This is a genomic window from Enterococcus sp. DIV0436a (assembly GCF_051711605.1).
Classification (GTDB): Bacteria; Bacillota; Bacilli; order Lactobacillales; family Enterococcaceae; genus Enterococcus_B; species Enterococcus_B faecium.
In genome coordinates this window covers 486,363-509,474 of record NZ_JBIONA010000001.1, presented here as the reverse complement: position 1 = coordinate 509,474, position 23,112 = coordinate 486,363, and the positions used below count along the sequence as shown (strand labels likewise).

The 23,112-nt window shown below is 38.7% G+C and carries 23 protein-coding genes; 4 read left to right on the top strand and 19 right to left on the bottom strand.

Going from position 1 to position 23,112, the window contains the following annotated elements; translation table 11 throughout:
• Positions 1-344 precede the first annotated feature (344 nt).
• The 8 genes from IGL15_RS02390 to IGL15_RS02355 all read right to left on the bottom strand — a co-directional run bounded on the left by IGL15_RS02390 (position 345) and on the right by IGL15_RS02355 (position 6,720).
• Complete coding sequence (locus IGL15_RS02390; RefSeq protein ID WP_010727423.1) at positions 345-926, bottom strand: TetR/AcrR family transcriptional regulator; 582 nt, start codon at positions 924-926, stop codon at positions 345-347.
• Between the two features lie 182 nt (positions 927-1,108).
• On the bottom strand, positions 1,109-1,735 hold the full coding sequence (locus IGL15_RS02385) for a cysteine hydrolase (RefSeq protein ID WP_002286816.1): 627 nt from the start codon (positions 1,733-1,735) through the stop codon (positions 1,109-1,111).
• Positions 1,736-1,756: 21 nt separating this feature from the next.
• Positions 1,757-3,088 carry an FAD-containing oxidoreductase gene (locus tag IGL15_RS02380; protein ID WP_010727422.1) on the bottom strand — a complete coding sequence of 444 codons (1,332 nt, stop codon included), beginning with the start codon at positions 3,086-3,088 and terminating at the stop codon, positions 1,757-1,759.
• Between the two features lie 153 nt (positions 3,089-3,241).
• On the bottom strand, positions 3,242-3,643 hold the full coding sequence (locus IGL15_RS02375; RefSeq protein WP_002286825.1) for an organic hydroperoxide resistance protein: 402 nt from the start codon (positions 3,641-3,643) through the stop codon (positions 3,242-3,244).
• An 85-nt stretch (positions 3,644-3,728) separates the two neighbouring features.
• The gene (locus IGL15_RS02370) at positions 3,729-3,935 is read right to left on the bottom strand and encodes a hypothetical protein (RefSeq protein ID WP_002293677.1); all 207 of its coding nucleotides are present in this window, start codon (positions 3,933-3,935) and stop codon (positions 3,729-3,731) included.
• 94 nt (positions 3,936-4,029) lie between these two features.
• Positions 4,030-5,532 (bottom strand): phosphoglucomutase, encoded by a 1,503-nt coding sequence (locus IGL15_RS02365; RefSeq protein ID WP_002305997.1) that lies wholly within the window; start codon positions 5,530-5,532, stop codon positions 4,030-4,032.
• A 17-nt stretch (positions 5,533-5,549) separates the two neighbouring features.
• Positions 5,550-6,005, bottom strand: a complete 456-nt coding sequence (argR, locus tag IGL15_RS02360) for an arginine repressor (protein ID WP_002286829.1) — start codon at positions 6,003-6,005, stop codon at positions 5,550-5,552.
• Positions 6,006-6,102: 97 nt separating this feature from the next.
• A complete protein-coding gene (locus tag IGL15_RS02355) occupies positions 6,103-6,720 on the bottom strand; it encodes a GyrI-like domain-containing protein (RefSeq protein ID WP_002325134.1) in 618 nt (205 codons plus the stop codon).
• Between the two features lie 220 nt (positions 6,721-6,940).
• Here IGL15_RS02355 and IGL15_RS02350 point away from each other — a divergent pair, with 220 nt between their 5' ends.
• Both IGL15_RS02350 and IGL15_RS02345 read left to right on the top strand, forming a co-directional pair.
• Positions 6,941-8,314: an MFS transporter gene (locus tag IGL15_RS02350; RefSeq protein ID WP_104765571.1), complete on the top strand. Its 1,374-nt coding sequence runs from the start codon at positions 6,941-6,943 to the stop codon at positions 8,312-8,314.
• 74 nt (positions 8,315-8,388) lie between these two features.
• Positions 8,389-9,501 carry an NAD(P)/FAD-dependent oxidoreductase gene (locus IGL15_RS02345; protein WP_002286834.1) on the top strand — a complete coding sequence of 371 codons (1,113 nt, stop codon included), beginning with the start codon at positions 8,389-8,391 and terminating at the stop codon, positions 9,499-9,501.
• A gap of 71 nt (positions 9,502-9,572) precedes the next feature.
• Here IGL15_RS02345 and IGL15_RS02340 read toward each other — a convergent pair whose 3' ends face one another.
• The 7 genes from IGL15_RS02340 to IGL15_RS02310 form a co-directional block, all read right to left on the bottom strand.
• A complete protein-coding gene (locus IGL15_RS02340) occupies positions 9,573-11,210 on the bottom strand; it encodes a phosphoenolpyruvate carboxykinase (ATP) (RefSeq protein ID WP_002286835.1) in 1,638 nt (545 codons plus the stop codon).
• Positions 11,211-11,377: 167 nt separating this feature from the next.
• Positions 11,378-11,986: a LysM peptidoglycan-binding domain-containing protein gene (locus tag IGL15_RS02335; protein ID WP_002286836.1), complete on the bottom strand. Its 609-nt coding sequence runs from the start codon at positions 11,984-11,986 to the stop codon at positions 11,378-11,380.
• A 383-nt stretch (positions 11,987-12,369) separates the two neighbouring features.
• Positions 12,370-13,521 (bottom strand): tRNA epoxyqueuosine(34) reductase QueG, encoded by a 1,152-nt coding sequence (gene queG, locus IGL15_RS02330; protein ID WP_002293684.1) that lies wholly within the window; start codon positions 13,519-13,521, stop codon positions 12,370-12,372.
• A gap of 18 nt (positions 13,522-13,539) precedes the next feature.
• Positions 13,540-14,292: a hypothetical protein gene (locus IGL15_RS02325; protein WP_002286840.1), complete on the bottom strand. Its 753-nt coding sequence runs from the start codon at positions 14,290-14,292 to the stop codon at positions 13,540-13,542.
• A gap of 139 nt (positions 14,293-14,431) precedes the next feature.
• Positions 14,432-15,382, bottom strand: a complete 951-nt coding sequence (locus IGL15_RS02320; RefSeq protein WP_002297904.1) for a metal ABC transporter substrate-binding protein — start codon at positions 15,380-15,382, stop codon at positions 14,432-14,434.
• Complete coding sequence (locus tag IGL15_RS02315; protein ID WP_104765572.1) at positions 15,383-16,222, bottom strand: metal ABC transporter permease; 840 nt, start codon at positions 16,220-16,222, stop codon at positions 15,383-15,385. It abuts the gene before it with no gap.
• Positions 16,219-16,965 carry a metal ABC transporter ATP-binding protein gene (locus IGL15_RS02310; RefSeq protein ID WP_002293686.1) on the bottom strand — a complete coding sequence of 249 codons (747 nt, stop codon included), beginning with the start codon at positions 16,963-16,965 and terminating at the stop codon, positions 16,219-16,221. Before IGL15_RS02310 ends, IGL15_RS02315 begins: the two co-directional genes overlap by 4 nt.
• A 237-nt stretch (positions 16,966-17,202) precedes the next feature.
• On the opposite strand from IGL15_RS02310, the gene IGL15_RS02305 reads away from it, so the two are divergent.
• Entirely contained in the window at positions 17,203-18,573 is a 1,371-nt protein-coding gene (locus tag IGL15_RS02305; RefSeq protein WP_002297903.1) for an amino acid permease, read from the top strand.
• Between the two features lie 54 nt (positions 18,574-18,627).
• Here the strand turns inward: IGL15_RS02305 and IGL15_RS02300 are convergent, their stop codons facing one another.
• The 4 genes from IGL15_RS02300 to IGL15_RS02285 form a co-directional block, all read right to left on the bottom strand.
• Positions 18,628-19,524 (bottom strand): LysM peptidoglycan-binding domain-containing protein, encoded by an 897-nt coding sequence (locus IGL15_RS02300; RefSeq protein ID WP_104765573.1) that lies wholly within the window; start codon positions 19,522-19,524, stop codon positions 18,628-18,630.
• Between the two features lie 113 nt (positions 19,525-19,637).
• On the bottom strand, positions 19,638-19,808 hold the full coding sequence (locus IGL15_RS02295; RefSeq protein WP_002286849.1) for a hypothetical protein: 171 nt from the start codon (positions 19,806-19,808) through the stop codon (positions 19,638-19,640).
• The gene (locus IGL15_RS02290) at positions 19,805-20,482 is read right to left on the bottom strand and encodes an NAD(P)H-dependent oxidoreductase (protein WP_002286851.1); all 678 of its coding nucleotides are present in this window, start codon (positions 20,480-20,482) and stop codon (positions 19,805-19,807) included. Before IGL15_RS02290 ends, IGL15_RS02295 begins: the two co-directional genes overlap by 4 nt.
• A 90-nt stretch (positions 20,483-20,572) precedes the next feature.
• The gene (locus IGL15_RS02285; protein WP_002286852.1) at positions 20,573-21,478 is read right to left on the bottom strand and encodes an AraC family transcriptional regulator; all 906 of its coding nucleotides are present in this window, start codon (positions 21,476-21,478) and stop codon (positions 20,573-20,575) included.
• A gap of 174 nt (positions 21,479-21,652) precedes the next feature.
• On the opposite strand from IGL15_RS02285, the gene IGL15_RS02280 reads away from it, so the two are divergent.
• Entirely contained in the window at positions 21,653-23,107 is a 1,455-nt protein-coding gene (locus IGL15_RS02280; protein WP_002293689.1) for a glycoside-pentoside-hexuronide (GPH):cation symporter, read from the top strand.
• Positions 23,108-23,112: the final 5 nt, after the last annotated feature.

Genomic DNA, 23,112 nt, shown 5'->3' with positions numbered 1-23,112 from the left:
GCGGTAATAAGCCCAACCAAACGAAAAATATGAGCAGCTATTTTTATTTGGCTGTTCTTATTACTTGATGCAGGGCAGCTTTTTCACAACCTCTCCACTAAACGGTGTTCAATCAGCTAACCTTCGGTATTAGCTCAAAAAACGGCAAAATATGAGAAACTATTTTGCCGTTTGTTTCTCTAATACTCAGGTCAAAGCGCTGATTTCACAACCTCTTATACACGGTGTTCCAGAAGTAACTTCTTCGAAAAATAAGCCGAAATTTCACAAAAATTTGAGAAGCAATTTTCGTAAATTCCTTCTTATTTCTTGAAGCTGACCACTTCTGTCACAACCTCTAATTATTAAAGAACCTTTTGCGAAGTTAACAATTTTTCTTTGATCAATTGAAAATTTTGTCTAAGTAGTGATAGATCCTGTGTGACTTTCAACAATAAGATACTTCCCTGGATTTCAGCAATCAACACTTTGGCTTGACGGTCTGCTTCTTCATCGGACAGTTTTTCTTCAGAAAGTGCCAGGATATTTTGTTTCGTATACTTGACCCATTGATTGACTAATTCTAGTAGCAACAGACGGTATTCTTCATCCACTGTACTCAACTCAATAATCAAATTACCTACAGGACAGCCATGATAAGTGATCTGTGTCTCATGATCAGCGAAAATCCAGTCCAACATTTCTTCTAATGCTTCTTCTGGCTGTTTTCCAGCATTTAAGATGTCTTCGAACAATTCTGTCTGCCATACGTCCATATGCGCATGGATCACCGCTAGACAAACTTCTTTTTTTGAAGAAAAGTAATAATAAAATTGACCTTTTCCTGTATCAGAAGCTGCTAGAATATCTCGGATTGACGTTTCATGATAGCCTTTTTTATAAATAAGATCTTTGGTCGCTTCCAAGATCTTTTCCTTTGTTTTCAATGATATTCTCCTTTTTCATTTCTCATAGTCCTATATTATACAGTAAATTCATCATTTTTTCTTCTTAATCGTTTAAAAAAGACTGTGCCAAATTACCTGACACAGCCCTCACTATAAAACTGTTCTCATATAGCTAGATGTTCATTGATTCAAGAACTGCGAGGACAAAAGCAATTCCTATCTTATGATAGTTGCTCTAATACTTCCTCTGTTGTCATCACTTGATCTGCAATAAAGCCAAAGTTCGTCAACGCTGCATCCATTGCTTCTTGACCAGGAGCACCAATTGCATCTGTCGCTACCACAACATTGAATCCACTCTCTACCAATTCACGCATATGGGAATCGCTACACAAGTTTCCGTTCATTCCACCAAGAATCACTGTGTCGATTCCATTTTTTCTCAATTGAAGCGCTAAGTCGTTGCTTTCTGGTCCAAAGATTTTATGAGGAGAGCTGATGATCGTATTTTCATCCAAATATGGTTTCAATTCTTCGATGAAATCAGCTCCTGAACCTTCTTCAACTGATTCATATTGACTTTTTCTAGCAAACATCTGCTGTTCAAGCATCATGTGTTCTCCTGCACCGCCAAATTGCCATTTATGGTCATGTGGGTAAAAATAATGAGGAGAAATAAAGAGTTTGTATCCTTTTTCTTTTGCTTGTTTCACCATTTCGATCATGTTTTCGATCGTATTGTATTTTTCTAAGATATCTTTTGTCAAACCAAAGCCACCGCCTGCTGGTTTCAAGAACTCGACTTGCGGGTCAGTGAGAACTACTGCTGTATTTTTATTATTGAACATGGTGGATTCTCCATTCGTTATTTATTTTAATACATCATTTAGAGCTTCACTCATTGTTGGATGAGAATATATTTGATCTCTCAATAACGTATAAGGAAGTTTTCCATTCATAGCTAGCGAAATCAAGTTGATGACTTCATGAGAATCTTCCGCATAGATACTTGCCCCTAGAATCAAGTCAGTTTCAGGGTCGACTAAAACTTTGAATACACCTTTAGGATCTTCTAATACTTGTGCTTTAGGGACACCGCTTGTCATATACTTGAATAATTTGTAATTGACGCCTTGTGCTTTGGCTTGTTTTTCTGTTAAACCTACATTGGATAAAGTCGGAGTGATAAATACACTGTAAGGCACAGCTTTCCGGTTATTCGTTGTTCGTTTATTCTCGCCCTTCAACTGATCCATAATGATTCGATAATCATCTAGAGAGATATAAGTGAACTGCAATCCGCCTTTGACGTCTCCAATCGCCCAAATGTTGTCTGCATCTGTACGAAGGTATTCATCCACAGCGATTGCTCCGCGATCTGTTAGTTTAACATCTGTATTTTCTAATCCAAGTGATGCTGTACTTGGTTTTCTTCCAGTTGCAGCCAAAACTTTTGACGCTTGGATTGTTACTTCTTGGCCATCTTCTGTAAAGGTGACGGCAGCTGTTGATTCTTGGTCTGCTACTTGATCTACAGATACACCTAGATGGAATTCGATTCCCGCATTTGTCATGTCTTCTAAAATCATTTGCGCGATATCTTCATCTTCACGAGGAAGAAATTCAGGATGGGCATCAAGAACGACAACTTTAGATCCGTATTCATTGAACATTGATGCAAATTCCAAGCCAATATATCCAGCCCCGATGATCACTAATTTTTCCGGTAATTGTTCCTGATCCATTGCTTGCGTAGAATCAATCAAGTAGCGACTTGTATTCAATCCTTTGATTGGTAAAATGATTGGTTCAGAACCAGTATTGATGAAAATCCGTTCGCCTTCAACAATCACTTTTTCGCCATTATTCGTCACTTCGATTTGATGGTTAGAAAGAAAACGTGCTGTACCGTCCATCACTGTCCCAGTTGCCTCATCACTGATCATATGATAATTTTTGGCTCGAAGCATGCCCGTCAATTTTTCTTTCCGAGCAACAGCCTCTGTAAAGTCGATTCCTCTTTCTCCATTGAAAATCAATGATTTAGAAGGAATACAGCCGATGTTGATACATGTTCCGCCATACATACGTGTTGACTTTTCAACGACTAAAACCGATTCGCCTTTTGAAGCTAACGCCTTCGCTAAAGTCTTACCGCCCTTTCCAAAACCGATCACAATATTTTGATATTTTTCCATCATTTTTCCCTCGCTTCTTTTTTACCTACCGATTGGTACAAAAATATGATAACCGATAATCGTCTATTTTCCAAATCATCTGCTTTATTTGTCAAAAAAACCAGACAAAAAGCGGTCCTTTCACGTTTTTAGTCTGGTTCGATTTCCTTTATTCTTCTAAACAATCGTTACTTCTACATCGATATTTCCTCTAGTTGCTTTGGAGTAAGGGCAGAATTCATGCGCATCTTCTGCAATTTTTTGGGCTTCTTCTTCGCTGATGCCATCGATATGCACTTCTAATACTACACCGATCTGATAGCCGCCATCATCTAAATTATAAAGAGAGACACGTGCTTTTACTGTGGACTCTGCTGTCATTCCTGCTTCTTTGATCATATGTTGTACCGCCCCATTGAAACAAGAAGCATAACCTGCTGCAAATAATTGTTCTGGATTTGTTCCTTCTGCATGGATTCCTGGAGGAGTGATTTTCATATGCATCGAGCCATTTGGTGCCTCGACTTCTCCATTGCGCCCGCCATGGTTGATCATTGCTGTTTCGTATGCTTTTTTCATTGTACTGCTCCTTTCGATTGACCATTTGCTACTTGGCTATAACTATAGTGTATGACAAGTAAGGCTCTTTCTACAAAAATTCTGCTTATTCGAATACCAGAATGCCGTCTTCTACTATTTTTCCAAAAAACAAAAAAATACTACTCGTGAACAACAGCGTCATATTTGTTCCAAAATAAATAGCAATCTTTTCTACATAATCTTTTATATGATTGATTTTAAGATACATATATACCAGAAAGTTGACCCCATAAACCAATACTGTTAAAAAAATAACCATATTCGTTACCATTTTTTCCTCCTTTTGCTGGTCTCTCTACCAGCACTCGATTTAACCATACCACTTTTTTTGCCGTCCAAGCAACTAGCCTTTCAAAAAGACTGGTTTATTCTGCTGTTAATGATTCAAGATCAGAAAAATGTCCGAATAATTTTGCTAATTTTACTAACGCCAACTTGTTCTTTCCGAATTCATCATTTTCTATCTGTAATACTAGTAACGGCTCATGTAAGCTTAAACGGATCAAAAACCAGCCGTTTCCGTATGGCTCTTCTAGATCATATCGAATACCTTCTTCATTTGCCGGGTCGAAGTTCATCCCTTTTTCTTCTTCCAACAGTCGCTTCATTTCTTCTAATATCTTGTTTCCTTGTTCGTGTGGTTCATCGCTGAACAATTTTAGTCGGATTTCTTGTACTTCTACGGGCTGTTTCAACTCTTTGATTTGTTCATCTAATGTGATACCTTTTCTTTTTAATTCTGGCAAAAGCATCAGGATCTTTGCGATGACATATGCACCATCATCCAGAAAATAGTTTTCCTTGAATGCAGCGTGTCCGCTTGTTTCGATGGCTAGCTGTGTATCTTTCCCAAGACGGTTAAGTTCTAATGCTTTATTGATTACATTTCGATAGCCGGAAATATAACGAACTTGGATGCCTCCTTTTTCTTCAATGAATCTTTGTAGATGAGAAGAAGTAGGGGAATTCGTCACGATTCTTGTTCCTGGATGCTCTTTTAATACGATTGTACTTAATACTGCGATCAAATTATTTCGATTGATCACTGTTCCAGAAGCACTGACAACTGCAGAACGATCCACATCTGTATCGAAAATGATCCCAAGATCTGCTTCATTTGCTAAAACAGCCTGCTTGATACTTTCCATCGCTTCTTTATTATCAGGATTTGGGATATGATTAGGAAATCGGCCATCTGGTTCCAAAAATTGGGAACCTGTTGAATCCGCACCTAAGCTATTCAATACTTTTTCAGCAAAGAATCCACCAGCACCATTTCCGGCATCAACAATGATTTTCCAACCATTTAGTGGTTTGCTTTCTAGTGTTCCAATCCCCTTTTTAATTTTTGTGACTAAATCTTGCGCATAAGGTGTCAAAAGGTCTGCTTTTTCTACGCTTCCAGTTTGTTCGCTTTTTATTTTTTGCTGCTGTGATAGGATAAAAGCAATATCTTCTTTTTCTGCTCCTCCTTCTGAGGTAAAGAATTTTATTCCATTATAATAATAGGGAAGATGGCTAGCAGTCAGCATAACCGCAGCATCGCACGAGAACTGTTCAAATTGAGTGGACATAAACATAGCAGGCGTAGTAGCTAATTCGAAATCGATGACATGTATCCCTTGTTCTTTCAGACTTTGGATCAACGCCTCTTTCAGTGCTGGTCCGCTTATCCTACTGTCATGACCAATCCCAATCGTCCATTTTTTATTTGGATCGGTTGACTTCTTCTTTTTCTTTATCCAGTTTGCTAGTCCCCAGCCGATCTTTTTTACCATGTCTGTCGTCAAGTTTACTTCATATCCTTCAACTGGTAATGCGATTCCTCGAATATCCGATCCGTTTTGTAGCGCTTTCATACCTTTCATATAAAAGTCCTCCTCATTTATTCCCTCATTTTTTCCAGCTTTTCTGCAAATCGCTGTGCTTCTTCTTCTGAGCGACAAATAATAATGAATGTATCTACACCGGCCATCGTTCCGACAACTTCAGGGTAAGCCACTTCATCTAGCCAATTCGTTACCACATCGGCACCATTTCGTTCAGTCAATACGATGACCATGAACTGAACAGACTGGATACGCAAAACCTCGCGTCTAATTGCTGTACGCAAACGTTCTTCATTTAAAGAAACAGATGGCTGGTTAAATAATGTATAGCGTACTATTTTGTTTTCATTTTGACTTTTTACTAACTTCATTTCTCGAATGTCTCGAGAAATCGTTGCTTGAGTCACATCGGCGCCTGCTTCATGCAGCCGCGCAAGCAGCTCTTCCTGTGTCCCAATAGGTTGTTCTGTAATGATCTGGCGGATCAGTGCTTGTCGCTGTTTCTTTTTCATATTAGACACCTCTCAATGTTGATTATAGCAAAAGATAAGTAATATTTCTTCATATTTTGGTATTTTTTACTTTTATTTTTTGTTTTCATTCAGGTTGCTAACCTTTTTCTATTTTAACACGCAAAATCGTCTTCATTTTTTCAGGTGCTGATTTTCTTGGATCGCTGATGTAAATCTCTTTGTGTTCTTTAGAAGCTCTTTCATAGCCTTCTTTTGCGATGAATGCTTCTAATTTCTCAAACGTTGCTGGTTCTTCGTCATAGGGCCCGACGTGTAAGATTTGGGCACAAAGACCTTCTTCCATCTTTTTGAATACTACTTGTTCTTTCAAGTCTTCCGGAAGTTTGCTAGAACGCTGAATGGCTTCTTGTGCTATCGCTTCTGTAACAAAGTCAGGCTGTCGGATCATCAATTGATAAGAAAAATGTTCTTTTTTCATCACTGGTTCATGCAAATACTTTTCTTGCAGTCCCCATTGTCCTTCCAGTGGATAGACAGTATACATCTGATAATCAGGAATCAGCCAATTTTTTTTAGGCGACATGCGTATTGCATAGCTGACTGCATATAGACAGGCTACTCTTCGTTTAAAGTCTTCCTGATTCGGGTCGCCGATCCCTCTGATGCTAAAGAATGGTTTTTTAGGAACCTCTAGTATTTGCGGGCTTTTTTTCATACTATAGCTCTTGTCTTTACGCCATTCAATTTTTTCCATTTTTCTTCCTCCGCGAAATTCCATTTAGTTATTTATTATCATACCTCTTTTTGAGTGACTTGGCTAATCGTGTTGACACTATTTTTCAGTTTGTGCTAGAATAAGTTAAGTAAATAAATCGTACAGATAACACGTTTCGGCGTGTCGAGAGAGAGGCGGTTTCTATTTTTATAATAGAAATCACTCTCTTTTTTTACGAAATTTTTTAGAGGTGATGTAAATGACAAAACAAAAACAGCTGCTTTTAGTACCTGCAGTAATTGCAACAGGGATGATGTCTTTTGCGGGCGTATTGATCGAGACGGCCATGAATGTAACTTTCCCAACTCTTATCAGACAGTTTGATTTAACGACTGCACAAGTCCAATGGGTAACAACGATTTATCTTTTGATGATTTCAATCATTGTTCCGCTGTCTACTTATTTGAATCGCAATTTTAGTCTCAAAAAACTCTTTTTAGCTTCAAATCTGCTTTTCTTGGCAGGTATAATAATCGATTTCTTCTCTCCTACCTTCATGGTCCTATTGTTTGGTCGATTGCTCCAAGGTGCAGCGACAGGTATCGCTCTTCCGTTGATGTTCCATATTATCTTGACATTTGCCCCCCTCAATCGACGAGGCGCGATGATGGGTGTCGGTACTTTGACAACGGCCATTGCTCCAGCAATTGGTCCCACTTATGGAGGCATTATGACTTCACATTTTACATGGAATCATATCTTCCTGTTTCTTGTGCCCGTTTTGATTCTTTCTTTGATTATCGGCTGGTTTGCTATTCCCGAGATGGCAGTACAAAAAAGTGGTTATTTGGATTGGATAAGCGTTTTAGGAATTTGTCTTTTGTTTAGTGGAAGTCTAACATTTTTGAGTACGTTGGGAACAGTTTCCAGCTGGATTGCTTTAATCATCGGCGGTATTGGCTGGTTCCTTTTTTACTATCGAAGTAAAAAAGTGGAGCATCCGCTGATCCGACTGTCTATTCTTTCAAATAAAACATTCCGCTTGTTTTTGATTGGCTTCTTAGTTTATCAGTTTTTATTACTTGGTGTATCTTTTGTCTTGCCGAATTTCCTTCAGATCGTTCAAGGAAGTAGTCCTTTTGTCGCTGGATTAGCGATGCTTCCCGGCGCAGCGGTTGGTGCTTTGCTTTCTCCTTTTTCCGGGAAAATGCTGGATCAATATGGTCCGAAGAAGCCAATTTTTGCTGGGCTGATTCTTTCTTTGATTGGTTGGCTAGCATTATTCCTACTCATAGGACACGCTTCAGTGGGTGTATTGATTGCTTGTCATGTGTTTTATATGATCGGTATCGGATTATCTTACAGCAATATGATGACCACCGGAATGAATGCACTGAATGAAGAACTACAAGGAGACGGGAACGCAATGTTCAATACCTTGCAGCAGTTTTCTGGCGCTGTGGCTACTTCATTAGTAGCGGTCATTATCAATTACGTCCAGCATCATACTTCCCATAACTATGAAGTGTCTACTACATTAGGATCAAAAGCAGCATTAGGCGTCTTGTTGCTGTTGCTTCTCGTAAGCTTTGCTCGATTCGCCTATTATCTGTTCTTTGCTAAAAAAGCGTAGATTCCATATACGGCAGGTGTTGCATCTGCCGTTTTTTTGTGTGAAAATGGTTGTTTGTAAAAGGAGGCTTTTTTATGGAAAAAATTGCCATTATCGGTGGCGGGATCATTGGTATGACCCTAGCCAGTTACTTAGATACATCAAAATTCAATGTTGCTTTATTTGATGAAGGGACAGGACAGGCAACTAAAGCTAGCGCTGGGATTATCTCCCCTTGGTTGTCGAAACGCAGAAACAAACAATGGTATCGTCTGGCTAAAGACGGCGCTGCTTTTTTCCCTAAACTTATAAAAGATTTCCAACTTGATCAAACGATTTACGCACAATCAGGGACACTTTTGCTTCGACCTGAAAAAGATTTAGCTGAATTGGCTGTTCTTGCCGAGAAACGAAAAGAAGAAGCGCCAGAAATTGGAAACATCGAATGGCTTTCACCTGAACAAACATCTCAAGCACTTCCATTATTGAAACCAGCAGTTTCACTGCGTATCAGTGGTGGTGGTCGTCTGGATGGGAAAGCATATTTAGAACATCTTGGTCAGCGTTTAGCACAAAAACAAATGGAGCAGATCCAGGCAAAAGTCACTTTGCATAAGAAGAGCGATTCTTGGCTCATCAAGGGACCGTTTGGAGAATACACAGCTGATCGTGTAATTTTGACACCTGGCCCGGCACTTAAGCCTTTATTACAAGAATTAGGCTATGCTGCAGATATACGTCCGCAAAAAGGGCAGCTCTTAGCATTTCAGACATCTTATAAGATGAGTCAAGACTGGCCTGTTGCTATGCTTGACGGAGAAGCTGATTTCATTCCTTTCATGGATGGAAAGATCCTTTTAGGTGCTACCCATGAAAACGATCAAGGCTGGGATTTGGCTCCTACTAGCGAAGCTTATAAGGGATTGACTAAGAGTACAGAACAGTTCTTGACTGATCCAGATCAGATAAAAAACTGGCCATATGAGTTCCGTGTAGGTACCCGTGCTTATACGTCAGATTTTTCCCCATTTTTCGGCGTACTGCCAGATGATCCAAGCTTACTGGCTGCTAGCGGTCTAGGCTCTTCTGGCTTGACCACAGGTCCTTATATCGGCTATCTATTAGCCAACTTCTTAAATACTGGTCATTGGCCTACGGAAGATTATCAAAAGGACATCTCCACCTATATTACGAAAAATCCATCATAGAAAAACAGCTTTTTCAAGTAAGGATCCCGAGCGATATTGTGCATGGATTACTTCTTGAAAAAGCTGTTATTTTAGTTCAATTTCTGAATCAAATTCTCCAAACTTTCTTTTGCTTCATCTGGCAAGAGATCTTTTCCTATCTGAGCTTCAATGAATCGTAAACGAATATCAAGTCGTTGTTTCACCAGATTTTTATAGGACGTATCCTCAAAAGAAACAGGAAAATCTGGTATAGGTAAATAGTGGATGTCTTCAAATGGACCAAACGACTTGAATTCTGCCGTTTGTTGCACGATTCTTTCAACGATTGACAATGTCGTTTCAGGTTTGATTTTTTTATCATCGAAATATCCAGTATTCAGGACATAGCAGGCTGTTTGCTGTTTCAAAAACAACTCTCGAAAAGCTTGATAGTCTTCCCTAAGAGGATAGACACGGAAAGGATTAGCAAATGGTTCAATGACTAGCTCATCTAGCTGTCTTTTTGTAGTGATATTTTCCGCGTCTGATCGTTTTGTTGCTAATGTTGCACCAAAAGACGCTGCTAAAACTGGGTCATTGATCTTGATAATTGGCGGAAGCGAATCATCTTTCATGATCCAAAAAACAGCATCGATCTTTTCGCTAAGATGATCGACTCGGTCGGGTGTCGCATAACGTGATTTGACTGTCCGCCCATTTCCGTTTCGTATATCTCCTGTTACTAGGACTTTTTCTCCTTTACTTGTACATGTCACTCCCACATTCTGACAAGTAAGGAAAGAAGAAATGGCCGGATCATCAGACGGATAGTCTTGTGTTTTATCAAAGTAAGAAGGTTCCAAGGCAGTAGCAAAACCATTTTTTCGAGAAATAACGAAAGCATCGTCATGCAAGATCGAAACAGAGTGACCTTCCGTATGTTTTGCTAAGGTAATCGTTGATTTTCCAGAACCGGACAACCCAAATACAGCCATCGTATAGGTCTGGTCATTACTAGCATATTGTTTCATCCCACCGTGGCAGGCAATAAAGCCATTGCGATTTCCCAATGCCCAAGCAAGCGTCAAAGTCGCTTTTTTTAATTCTCCAAAGTAACGTAATCCTAGCACAGCCGCTGTATTATGGAGAGCATCAAACAAAATGAGTCCATTGGGAAATGTTTCATGTGTCCATTCGGGATCACAAAAGATATAAAGATCTCCCTCATCAAAGGAAACAGACTTTTGATAAGTCTCTAAGATCTTCGAATTCGCTGGCTGAAAATTCAGCAAATAAGAATACAAATTGTTCTCAAATCCTTCTGGAATCAGCAAATGACTTTGCACAGAAAATTCTTCAGATAGGCCAACGATTACTTTTGTATGGTAAAACTGGCGCTTGCGACTTTGATACACAGCTTCTCTTAAAATTTTCTCGTATTTGCTTTGTTCCTTGTCTAAGTCCTCAAAGATCCGCCGAGCACTTGCTGTTCTTCCCACAATGCTTCCATCATTGAATACTAGTGTCCTGACATCAGCTGGTAAATCTAGTTCTTCAGCATGTGAGATTGTTAAATCTGTGATGATCGTTCCTGGACTCCCTTTTGCTAGTTGATAAGCTGTCTTCCTGTCAAAAACTTCATGAACATTATTACCGTAAAATGTCGTTTCTACAATCGATCGAATACTGGATAACAGTGGATTTCCACTTGTGATTTCGTTTAATTCGAGACTCTCTTTTGTACTCATGGCTCCTCCTCATTCCCTAAACAAAAAAACGTTTTCTTTATTATACATTATTCGAGTTTTTATTTGTACTGCTGCGCTGTGGGAAGCAAACGAGTTATTTTTCACACAAAAAAACCGAGAACTTGAATAAACAAGTTTCTCGGTTTCATCATTTTCCTTTTATCGGCTTAGTACCAGCCGTTTGCTAACCAGAATGTTTTAGCAGCATCCCATGAACCATAACGAGATGTTACATATTGTTCTGCTACACGTTCTTGATTGGCAGCTGAATAGTCGCCGTTTAAGTATGAAGCATCTAATTGATAACGGCCGATGTAACGTCCGTTAGTAGCTGTGTATGAACCGCCTGATTCTTTTTGTGCGATCCATTCTTTTGCAGAGCTTGAAGTTGGCGCTGTTGCAGCAGCTGGGGCAGCAGGAGCTACTTCAACTGTTTCAACAGGTGCAACGTATGTATGTTCTTGCGTTGCTGTTTCAGTTGTAGATGCTGTATTTTCTGTTGTTTTGTTTTCTGTTGTTGCTGAAGAATCATTTGAAGTTGGGATTGTTAATTGTTCACCAACATAAATGCGGTTGATGTTTGCGATCGAATTTTTTTCAGCAATTGCATCGATCATTGAGTTGTCTCCTGCAAATTTTTGTGAGATCTTAGATAATGAATCACCTGATTTTACTGTATAAACTTCATCAGCGTGAGCATTTGTAGTTCCTACAAACATTGCAGTAGCACCAGCAGCAAAAGTTGTACCTAAAACAATTTTCTTAAATGAATTCATATTAAACTCCTTTTTTTCTCCGTTTTTTATTCTTTCGACGCTATTAACTTTATCATTTAGAAATATTTCATAGGTAAAAGAATCATGACATTTAATGACAAAATGACGAATTATTTAATATTTGTAACATTTAAACAAATATTTTTTTGATACAAAACCATAAAAGCCTTGTTGTATAAGCAAAGTAATCGTTTTTCTATGTTTTTTTATTTTTGAATGAAAAACGCAGATTCTGTAACATTCACTGCAATAATCCATAAAAAAAAGCAAAAAAATTTTTGATTTTTATCAAATTCTCTTAAAAAAATGTAAAAAATACAAAAAAACCAGTAATTGTTACAACAATTACTGGACAAAAACTTTGAATAATGTTAACTATTTTTTTATTTTAACTTTCTCCGCAATAATTTCTGGGCATGTTCCAATTCGTTTATAACGACTTCTTCTGTTTCTTTAGCTAATATTTCATCTAATACATCAAGCCATTTTTCCGGTTCTTTTGTTCCTAGACGTCCAATAGCCCAAGCTGCTGTTCCTCTGATGACAGGGCGGACATCTGTTAAACATTCTGAAATCTCAGGCAATGCCGTTCGATCACCTAGATTAGCTAAAGCAATCAATGCGTTTCTCTGCAAAGGTTTCTTCCCACGCCATGAACCAGCTAAATGCCCAAATTGCTGTTTGAAGTCTTTATTAGACATCGAAAGCATTGGCTTTAATTTTGGATATACTTCGTCTACTTTTGGTTCCATCTCTTCATGAAAATGAAAATCTTTTCCTTGATTGTAAGGGCAGACTAACTGGCAGATATCACATCCATAAATGACATTTCGCATTTTTTTACGATATTCTTCCGGCATCATCCCTTTTGTCTGAGTTTGATAAGACAAACATCGCTGGGCATTCATTCTTCCGTCACCAAGCAATGCTTTTGTCGGACAAGCAGTCACGCAGCGCATACAGTCACCGCAACCAAATTCTCCTGGTTTATCAGGCTCAAATACAATATTAGTAACGATCTCACCAAGATAGACAAATGAACCGAACTCTTCAGTGATCAACAATCCGTTTCGTCCAATAAATCCTAAACCAGCTCGCTGTGCTACAGCGACATCGATCAGTTCTCCAGTATCTACTTGCGGAGCTAGACGCCATTCCTCTTCTTTTTGCCATTTTTCTGCTCTTGTTTGTATGAATTCGATCAATCGGTTCAAACGGTCTCTGAGTATATCATGGTAATCGATCCCCCAAGAAGCACGAGCAAACTGTCCGCGTTTTTCATCCCTAGGCACTTCTTCATGGATCCTAGTAGGATACGCAAGTGCAATGGAAATGATCGATTTCGGCTGATCAAATGTCATTTCAGGATAAAGACGCTCATCGATATTTGGATGTTCAAAGCCAGAAGTATGGCCAGCTGCTTTTTGTTCTTCCAACGATTCTTTTAATGAATCAAAAGGTTCCGCCGTGGTGAACCCGATTTTGTCAATTCCTAATCGTTTGCTTTCTTGTATGATTTCTTCTTTTAATGTCATGGTCTTCCTCGCTTGCTGTTAACGGCTGTATAACCCATAATATAGTTTTTCTTTTTTCAGCTGGACAAACTGGATCTGCTGATCGGCAATCTTCTTTTCTTCCATCCATTTTTTTCTTGCAGCAAATACTTCCCAATAATTTGTTGAAATTAATTTTCTTTTGTTATCTAATGCATTAAAAAAATTCAATGAAACTGGTTTTGTACTTAACAGTTCATGGAGCCTTACCTCTTCCCATGGCGAAAACTCAGACAGATCGCGGGAATACAATACTTCTTCATAGAGATTTTTTTGCTGTGTGTACGTGAATGTTTGCGGGATTTTCCCAGGCCTGGCAATTTCTACTAGACGATTATAAAACATATTCATTAATTTGCTGTTGGCAATAAATTGACTTTTATAATAGGCCGACTGGATCTTTTTGATTACTCCTTCTGCTTTGATGACTGAAAATAATGCAGGCCATGCTTTGACGGTTATTTCGTCGTTTTGTTTAACTAATACGCCAGGTGTGAAGCCGACTGGAGAAAGGAACACAAAATAACCGATACCGGTATTTTCATCTAAAGGCTGAAATTCATCAAACAACCATTTGCCTATGTACAGCTCTTCATCTGGTTCTGTTGTCTCATTTTGATTTGCTATGAATAATTTAGCTAATTCTGCTTCAAGAAATTGAAGGTCTTGATCCTTGTCGGTATTTTCCTGCTGGCTGATCAATCGAAAGACTTCTTCTTTAATCGTATATTTATCTTTACGTGTAAAATTCATAGCCACACCTTCCTTCCTTACTCTAACTATAACGGAATTTCTTCAAAAAAGGTATCTGTACGCCGAAAAACAGCATAATTTTTTTCATATCTCTTATAAAAAATGCAAGGCCTGCTCCTCAAGCTAGACCTTGCACTTTTCAGCTTTCTTTTATTTGTGACAAACCTTCATGGATCGTTTCAATATTCCATTTCATCATCTGATAGTAAGAATCTCCTTGTTCTCCTTCTTTTGCTATGGAATCAGTGAACAGTTTATCATAAATTTTCAAACCCGTTTCTTTTGCTACCCGTTCCATGCTTCTTGAGTCTACACTGGTTTCCACGAATAAAACCGGTACTTCTTTTGCTCTTATCTGATCAATGATCGCTTTCATTTGATCAGGCGTACCTTGACTTTCTGTATTGATCTCCCATATATAAGCTGCTGGCAAATCATATGCTCGTGAAAAATACTTGAATGCCCCTTCACTTGTTACTAATAATTTTTTGTTCTCTTCGATAGAAGCAAAACTTTCCTTCGCTTGTGTATCTAATTCTTTTAGTTTTTCCACATATGCTTCTGCATTTTTTTTATAGAGTGTCGCATTTTCTGCATCTTTTTCAGAGAATATACGTGCGATTTCCTCCACATATTTTATTCCGTTAGATAGGTCTAGCCAAGCATGGGGATCTGCTTTTGTATGTTCTTCACCGCTAGTTAAATAAAGAGGTTCTACATTTTTGCTAACTGCAAAATAATCTTTTCCTTCTTCTTTTTTAGCCGTTTCCATCAAGTTATCGAACCAGCTGTTACCTGTTTCAAGATTCAAACCGTTGTATAAAATAACATCCGCATCGCTTGCCTTTTTGATGTCTTCTGGTAGTACTTCATATTCATGCGGATCTGTTCCGACTGGTACGATACTGTGGATATCTATTTGATCTGTTCCGACCTCTTTTGCCATGTCCGCCAAGATCGAATTGGTAGCCACGACTGACAACTTTTCTTTACTTCCTTCATCCGCTTGGTCAGAAGCCTGCTTTCCGCAACCGGCTAATACCAAGAAACTAACTGCCAAGATTAAAAAGAGTGATTTTTTTGTTTTCATCTATCTGCTTCCTTTCTGAAATAAAATTCCTTTTGTTGGAGAAAATAAAAAAGCAAGGATAAAAAATGCGGTACATGCTAACACGATCGTAGCTCCTGATGGCCAATTGTAACTATAACTGAAAAACACACCGACAACTGCACTTAGCATACCGATTCCTGCAGCTGTAATGATCATTTTCAGTAAATGGTTCGTTAGCAAGTAAGCCGTGGCGGCTGGTGTGATCAACATGGCAATCACCAAGATTGTTCCTACTGTCTGTAAACTGACTACAGCCACTAATGTCAAAAAGAACATCAAAAGATAATGGATCAGCAATGTGTTCAGCCCATAAGCTTTTGCCATTGTCGGATCGAATGATGTGATCTTCAATTCTTTATAAAAGAAAAAGACAAATATCAAGACGATTCCACTAACGAGTGCTGTCAGCAACAAATCGCTTTCCCTAACAGCTAAGACATTCCCAAATAAAATATGATACAAATCTGTCGCACTCTGGGCATATGAAATCAAGATAATCCCTAATGCAAAAAAGGAGCTAAAGACAATTCCAATCGCTGTATCATTTTTCAATCGGCTCCGCTGAGTCACGAAACCAATCACTGCTGCTGTTAGCATCCCAAAAGCAGTGGCTCCAAAGATGTAACTAAAACCAAACATATAAGAAATGGCTACACCTGGAAGAACTGCGTGAGAGATAGCGTCTCCCATCAAAGACATCCCTCGTAAAATAATAAAAGAACCGATGACTCCAGAAGCAAGTCCTACAAGCATGGAAGTGACCAAAGCGTATTGCAGGAATTGATAATTCATTAATCCATCAATAAAGGATTGGATCATTTTTTCTCTCCTCCTTTTACTAAATGTCTGATGATCTCACCATAGGCCAATTGAAGGTTCTTCGATGTAAAGACTTCTTGTACTGGACCGGAAGCAATCAGCTGTTTATTTAAAAGAATAACCTCATCGAAATATTCTTCTACTTTATGAAGATCATGATGGACGATCAAAATCGTTTTTCCTGAATTCTTCAATTCCTGCAAGATGTCAAAGATCTTTCGTTCACTTAACGCATCAATCCCTACGAATGGTTCATCTAAAAAGATCCATTCTGCTCCTTGGGCTAGAGCTCTTGCAATAAAAACTCTCTGAAGCTGTCCACCCGATAGTTCGCTGATCTGTCTTTTGGCATATTCTTCCATCCCTACTTTTTTCAAAGCTTGTCTTGCACGTTCTTTTTCTTTTTTCCCAGGTCTTTGTCCAATTCGTAAAGATGGATATGTTCCTAAAAGTACAACGCCTAATACATCAATTGGAAAGGAAAGATCCAATTCACTTCGCTGTTCCACGTAGGCTATTTTTTTACGGACTGAGTTTACCGGCTGTCCAGAAAAGGTGACTTTACCAGTAGTAGCTGGTATCAACTCTAGCAAAGATTTCATAAATGTTGATTTTCCTGCACCGTTTGGTCCGATAATACCGGTAATTTTTTGTGGATTTATCGTCAAGTTGATAGTTTTCAAAACAGTTTTCCCTTGATAAGCGGCTGAAAGGTCTTGAATTACAATGGCCGTACGTTCCAAATCTTACACTCCTTTTTAGGTTTACCTAACTTTTTATTTAAATATAGTTTAACTAAAATGGAAAGCATTTTCAAGTAGAATGATGAAAAAGTTTTTTTCGAATTTTCCTCGCATTTTATGAAAATTTTCTGTAGAATCACATCAAGAGTTCAATAAGGCTAACCTAATAATGAAAAACATGTGTTGAAACGTTTGATTATTTTTTCTTGTTGACTCAACAACGAAAGGAGTTTTTGTATGGAAGAAGAAAAGTTAACTCGAAGTCTTAGTGCCCGTCATATCCAAATGATCGCACTAGGTGGAACGATCGGTGTCGGTCTGTTTATGGGTGCCTCCTCAACCATACGCTGGACAGGGCCCTCAGTGATGGGAGCCTATGCGATTGCAGGATTCTTTTTGTATTTGATTATGCGTGCTTTAGGCGAAATGCTTTACGTTGATCCTTCGACTGGTTCTTTTGCAAATTACGCGAGCGAGTACATCCATCCTGTGGCTGGCTACTTGACCGCTTGGAGTAATATTTTTCAATATATTGTCGTAGGAATAAGTGAAGTGATTGCTGTAGGATCTTATATGAATTATTGGTGGCCTGATTTGCCGGCAATTATTCCCGGGATCATTGTCGTCTTGTTTCTTATGCTGGCAAATCTTATTTCTGTCAAGGCGTTTGGCGAATTAGAATTTTGGTTTTCGATCATCAAAGTCATAACGATCATTTTGATGATCATTGCAGGTCTTGGGGTAATCTTATTTGGATTTGGTAATCATGGTCAGGCAGTAGGGATTTCAAATCTTTGGAAAAATGGTGGATTCTTCACTGGAGGCGTCAAAGGATTTTTCTTTGCATTATCGATCGTTGTTGCTTCCTATCAAGGAATCGAACTGATTGGAATGACTGCTGGTGAAGCAGAGAATCCTAAAAAGACGATCATTGAAGCTGTCCAGTCCACTATCGGTCGAATCTTGATTTTTTATATTGGTGCTATTTTTATCATTGTGAGTGTCTATCCGTGGAATCAATTGAGTGAGATTGGTTCACCTTTTGTACAAACTTTTTCTAAAGTCGGCATTACATTTGCTGCAGGACTGATTAATTTTGTCGTGATTACAGCGGCATTATCAGGTTGCAATTCAGGGATTTTCAGCGCAAGTCGTATGGTCTATACACTTGCCATGAATGGAAAGATGTCTAAAAAATTTCTGAAACTTTCTCGTCACGGCGCGCCTTTTTATCCTGTCGTAGCAATCTCAGGTGGAATCTTAATTGGTCTGATCTTAAATTATCTTCTACCAATGTTCATCAACCAGTCAGAAAATATTTTCGTTTTCGTATACAGCTCAAGTATTTTGCCTGGTATGGTTCCTTGGGTAGTGATTTTGATCAGCGAGATTCGCTTCAAAAAGAAGCATGCAGATAAAATGCATGATCATCCTTTTAAAATGCCACTATCTCCTTATACGAATTATGTGACACTTGCTTTTTTAGCTATCGTATTGATTTTCATGTTTATCAATCCTGAAACGAGAATCTCATTGATTATTGGACTCGTTTTCTTGCTTTACATGACGATCCATTACTTTGTACGCGAAAAAAGAACCGGAAAATAAAAAAAGAACGAAGCTTCACCTTAGTGGAAGCTTCGTTCTTTTTTATTGCTTTTATCAATTCAATTTTAGCGTCTCACCGGGAGTCAGGAAATAATTCTCCATGCTCATCCCATTCAGCGACAAGATTGTTTCTACTGGTACGCCAGTTCGTTCGGCTATTTGATTTGGACCTTCTCCTTCCAAAACTACGGTTGTCGCAGCCTGTGAAGTCGCGCTGTTGGTATTAGTTTCAGAGGGATCTGTTGTGTCTTGTGTTGTTCGAGCTTGCATTTCAGAAGCTTCTACCGACTCTGCCGTCTCAGAATCAGAAGATGTTGTGTCTTGTGTGCTTGTTGACTCTGCTTGAAGAGAGGCGCTAGTCTGCAAATAAATATCGGAAATCTTAGCTACATGATTCGTATAATTAGCCGATAATTGATTGATCAAAGTATCTAAGTCTACACCGTCTTTATTTTCTGCTGCCTGATACACTGCACGTAATTTTCTGATCCCTTCGTCGGAGATTGCTTGAAGCTCACGTGCTTTTTGGTTAGCAACTGCTGATAAACCAGCTATGCCCTCTTGATTTCCCTGAATTTCTGTCTGGTATTCTTCAATCAATGCAGGCGTCTTTTCTTCGATCTTTTTCGAATAATCTTTTACGATTGCTTGAAGTTGCTCTGGCAAACCATTTGCTGTTTTTTCTTCAGAAGTTTGTGTCTCTTTTGTTTTAGTTGATGACTCACTTGTTTGTTTCGTCTCTGTTTTCTTTGTCGTGGTTTCCGTTATGGTCGTACTTTTCGCTTCTGACGAATTTTTTCCATGAAAATATAGACCCGCAACTCCTCCTGCTATGATCAAAAACACGGCAACTGCTGCCCCAATCATGATCATCCGCTTACGAGCTGCCTGTTTTTGCTGTCTTCTTCGGGTCATCCGAACACTTTCTCCCCACTCATTTTCATCATACATTTTTTTCACCACCAATTTTTATGTATAATAGCGTTATCAAACGCTTCATATTCTTATTGTAGCAAATAATTGCCGCTGTGCACATTTTTATCTTTGTTATTTATAAGAAAATTTCACCAGTTGAGATGATTCCAAGATTGTCCGTCGATTTCTCCTTGCAGCTGCATTGTTCGTTCGTCTATCTCAGCCATCAGTTTCTTTATTTCATATAAGAGCGCACGGTCTTGATATTCTGATTTTTCGCTTAATTCATCTAATTGTTGGATCAGCCAATCATTTGTCATAATGAAGTTCCTTTCATTTCTTGCAGTGTAAAGGTCAAGTCTTCGATCTGCTCTTTTGCCTCAGTCAGTGCTTCTACGATATATGCTTGTTTTTCAGATTCTTCTTCCTGCATTTTCTGATTTTCCTGTACTCTTTGAATAAACCAGTCAATCCGCTGAGTCAGCGATGGTTTGCCTTCCAATGAGAGATACTGCTGATAAGCAATTAGCTTCTCCCAACGTTTTTCCTGGGATAAATACATAAATTGTGCTAAAACGAATGGCGGAAGATAGGTCATATGGAATTTATTTGCGATTCGCTGATACGGCCTCAAAAATTCGGAAATCGTATATTCTTCTTTTCCTCCAGCTTGGTATTCTTTTTCCGCCACACCTGTTGTCAATACGATTCCTAGTTCTTTCCCTTTTAATACATGTGCTGCTCGTTCCAAGACATTATCTTGCCAAATTTTTAAATGAGCAGGAGAACTATACCAGTAAAACGGAAACTGGAAAATGATCCGATCATGCTGGGCCAAGAGCTGTAGTTCAGTCTCTATATCTATTTTTCCGTCTGGATAACTTGATTCCAAATGATGCCAAGTAGCTGGTAAACCAGCAGAAGCTTCTTTGAAAAATTGCTGATTTAAAGATTCTTCGATCGTTGGATGGCTAATGATGATAAGTGTACGCATCCCTTTTCCTCCTTTTTAGTCTTCGCTTTACAGTGTAGCATAACCGCCACAAGTTTCTTTTGCCGATGCTTGTCATTTTAACCAGACTAATCAGGTTGTCCAAGAAACTGCGGTTTGTTTTTCCAACTGTTTTTTCAAGGTATCCAAAGCAATATTCTTAAAATTTTCGTTTTTCATACGTTTACGATAGTTCGTAGCCGTTTCTCCGGTACTCTTTTTGAACATTCGGCTAAATACGACTAGACTATTGAACCCTACTTGATAGGCAATACTTTCCACGGATTCATCCGTCAGAGAAAGAAGAAACGCCCCTCGATTGATCCGTACCCCGATCAAATATTCCTTGATACTGGTGCCCATATGATTTTTGAATACTCGCGACAAATGGCTCCGATTGACCGCTAAATGCTGGGCGATTTCCTCAACAGACAATTTTTCAGCATAATGTGCCTCGATGTATTTGACTGTTTCAACAGCTAAAGAGGAATGAACCTTTTGTACACCTCCGCTGACCTTTCCGCCATCTTTTAAAAGGACTGATAAAAAACGGTAGGTTAATGCTGTTAACTGTAATTCATTTTCCAAGGTTTCTTCCGTATCTTTCATGCATTCTAAAATAATGTCGATATATTTTTGTATGTCAGAAGAGACCATCGTGTATTGGTCTTCTCTGAAAAGCGACTGCCGAATGATTTCTTCTGCAGCACTCCCACCAAATGAAAGCCAGCAATACATCCACGGATCTTCTCCATCTGATAAGTAAAACGTCGAGTCTCCTGGACGAATCAAGAACAGATCACCTTTTTTCAATTGGAATTGTTGATTTTTCACATGATAAGATCCTTTGCCTTCCATCACGACATGCAGGATGTAATCATTGCGAATAGCAGGACCAAAAGAATGAAACGGCATCGTTTTAGAGAAACCACAAAAATCAAAATACAATTCTTTTTCTACTTGTTGATGTTCCTTTTTTAAAAAAATCGATTGCTCCACGTCTATCCCTCCTTACTCCTTTAGTATAATGCAACAAAAAGTTAAATAAAAGTCACAGAAATATATTAAAAAGGAAGCGATTTCTTGTTAAGTTTAAGTCATTAAAAGATCTTTGTTATTCGTTGTAACCGGTTTACTTAGTATTATATATTGAACAGGAGAGGAATACAGATTATGAAAAGCAAAATGATCCAACGTGTGTCCTACGCTTTAGGCGCTTTTGGACACGACACATTCTATGTTACATTAAGCACTTATTTTATGGTATTCGTGACAAGCCAGATGTTCGCAGGAACAGATAAGGCAACGAATGCAAAAATGATTGCTACAGTTACAAGCTTAGTTGTAGGTATCCGCTTAGTTGAAATTATTTTTGATCCTTTGATTGGTGGCATCATCGATAATACTCGTACAAAATACGGTAAATTCAAACCATGGTTAGTTATCGGCGGCGTTGTTAGTTCCGTACTCTTGGTAGCAATCTTTACCAATTTCTTTGGCTTAGCTACTCATAATACGACTTTATTTATCATATTATTTGCAATCGTTTTCATCTTATTGGATAGTTTTTATTCATTTAAGGATATCGCTTTTTGGTCAATGATTCCAGCTTTGAGTACGGAAACAAAGGAACGTGAAAAATTTGCTACGTTTGCTCGTTTCGGCTCTTCTCTAGGTGCAAATGGTACTACTCTAGTCGTTGTCCCTATCGTTACTTTCTTTACCTATCTTGTTACTCATAAACATATTGAAGGCGCTTCAGGCTGGTTCTGGTTCGGTGTGATTGCTGCTGTTATTTCAGGCGGTACTGCGATTATCACTGCCTTGGGCACAAAAGAAGTCGATACTGCGATCCGTCAGCAAAATGAAAAAGCTGGGATCAAAGATGTGTTCAAAGCAGTTGCTCAAAATGATCAGTTGATGTGGCTTGCCCTTGCTTATATCGCTTATGCGATTGCCAATGTAGCAACAACTGCCGTATTATTCTACTTCTTCAAATATGTACTTGGCCAACCAACTGAATTTTGGATCGTTGGTCTAGTTGCTGCCTTACTTGGTTTAGTAGCTGTTCCACTATTCCCAATGCTTACACGCGTCATCTCTCGTCGCTACGTTTACCTTGGAGGGATCGCAATGATGATTTCTTCTTACTTTTTCTTTACGATCGCAGGTTCAAGTTTGCCAATCGTTATCATCGGGCTAGTATTGTTCTACTTCCCTCAACAATTAATTTTCTTATCCGCTTTGATGACGATCACAGACTCTGTTGAATATGGTCAATGGAAAAATGGTATCCGTAACGAAGCTGTTACTCTATCAATTCGCCCTTTACTAGATAAAATCGCTGGTGCTTTGTCTAACGGGATCGTAGGGTTTGTCGCTATCGCTTCTGGGATGACTGGTAATGCTACTGCTGCTGATATCACTGCTCATGGCGTAACGACTTTCAAAGCTTATGCATTCTATGCTCCTGCTGCTTTGATGATTTTCTCCGCTATTATTTTTGCTTGGAAGATTACATTGACAGAGAAAAAACATGCACAAATCGTTGAGGAATTGGAAAACAAATTGGCTCCAGCTGATACAATGGAAGATGAACTTCACGATGCAGTAGTTCCTTCCCATTAAGAAAG

Coding starts and splice junctions, on each gene's coding strand:
- IGL15_RS02385 (WP_002286816.1), bottom strand. CDS start 1,735: ATGTTCAATAATAAAAATACAGCAGTAGTTCTCACTGACCCGCAAGTC.
- IGL15_RS02380 (WP_010727422.1), bottom strand. CDS start 3,088: ATGATGGAAAAATATCAAAATATTGTGATCGGTTTTGGAAAGGGCGGT.
- IGL15_RS02375 (WP_002286825.1), bottom strand. CDS start 3,643: ATGAAAAAAGCATACGAAACAGCAATGATCAACCATGGCGGGCGCAAT.
- IGL15_RS02370 (WP_002293677.1), bottom strand. CDS start 3,935: ATGGTAACGAATATGGTTATTTTTTTAACAGTATTGGTTTATGGGGTC.
- IGL15_RS02365 (WP_002305997.1), bottom strand. CDS start 5,532: ATGAAAGGTATGAAAGCGCTACAAAACGGATCGGATATTCGAGGAATC.
- argR (WP_002286829.1), bottom strand. CDS start 6,005: ATGAAAAAGAAACAGCGACAAGCACTGATCCGCCAGATCATTACAGAA.
- IGL15_RS02355 (WP_002325134.1), bottom strand. CDS start 6,720: ATGGAAAAAATTGAATGGCGTAAAGACAAGAGCTATAGTATGAAAAAA.
- IGL15_RS02350 (WP_104765571.1), top strand. CDS start 6,941: ATGACAAAACAAAAACAGCTGCTTTTAGTACCTGCAGTAATTGCAACA.
- IGL15_RS02345 (WP_002286834.1), top strand. CDS start 8,389: ATGGAAAAAATTGCCATTATCGGTGGCGGGATCATTGGTATGACCCTA.
- IGL15_RS02340 (WP_002286835.1), bottom strand. CDS start 11,210: ATGAGTACAAAAGAGAGTCTCGAATTAAACGAAATCACAAGTGGAAAT.
- IGL15_RS02335 (WP_002286836.1), bottom strand. CDS start 11,986: ATGAATTCATTTAAGAAAATTGTTTTAGGTACAACTTTTGCTGCTGGT.
- queG (WP_002293684.1), bottom strand. CDS start 13,521: ATGACATTAAAAGAAGAAATCATACAAGAAAGCAAACGATTAGGAATT.
- IGL15_RS02325 (WP_002286840.1), bottom strand. CDS start 14,292: ATGAATTTTACACGTAAAGATAAATATACGATTAAAGAAGAAGTCTTT.
- IGL15_RS02320 (WP_002297904.1), bottom strand. CDS start 15,382: ATGAAAACAAAAAAATCACTCTTTTTAATCTTGGCAGTTAGTTTCTTG.
- IGL15_RS02315 (WP_104765572.1), bottom strand. CDS start 16,222: ATGATCCAATCCTTTATTGATGGATTAATGAATTATCAATTCCTGCAA.
- IGL15_RS02305 (WP_002297903.1), top strand. CDS start 17,203: ATGGAAGAAGAAAAGTTAACTCGAAGTCTTAGTGCCCGTCATATCCAA.
- IGL15_RS02300 (WP_104765573.1), bottom strand. CDS start 19,524: ATGTATGATGAAAATGAGTGGGGAGAAAGTGTTCGGATGACCCGAAGA.
- IGL15_RS02295 (WP_002286849.1), bottom strand. CDS start 19,808: ATGACAAATGATTGGCTGATCCAACAATTAGATGAATTAAGCGAAAAA.
- IGL15_RS02290 (WP_002286851.1), bottom strand. CDS start 20,482: ATGCGTACACTTATCATCATTAGCCATCCAACGATCGAAGAATCTTTA.
- IGL15_RS02280 (WP_002293689.1), top strand. CDS start 21,653: ATGAAAAGCAAAATGATCCAACGTGTGTCCTACGCTTTAGGCGCTTTT.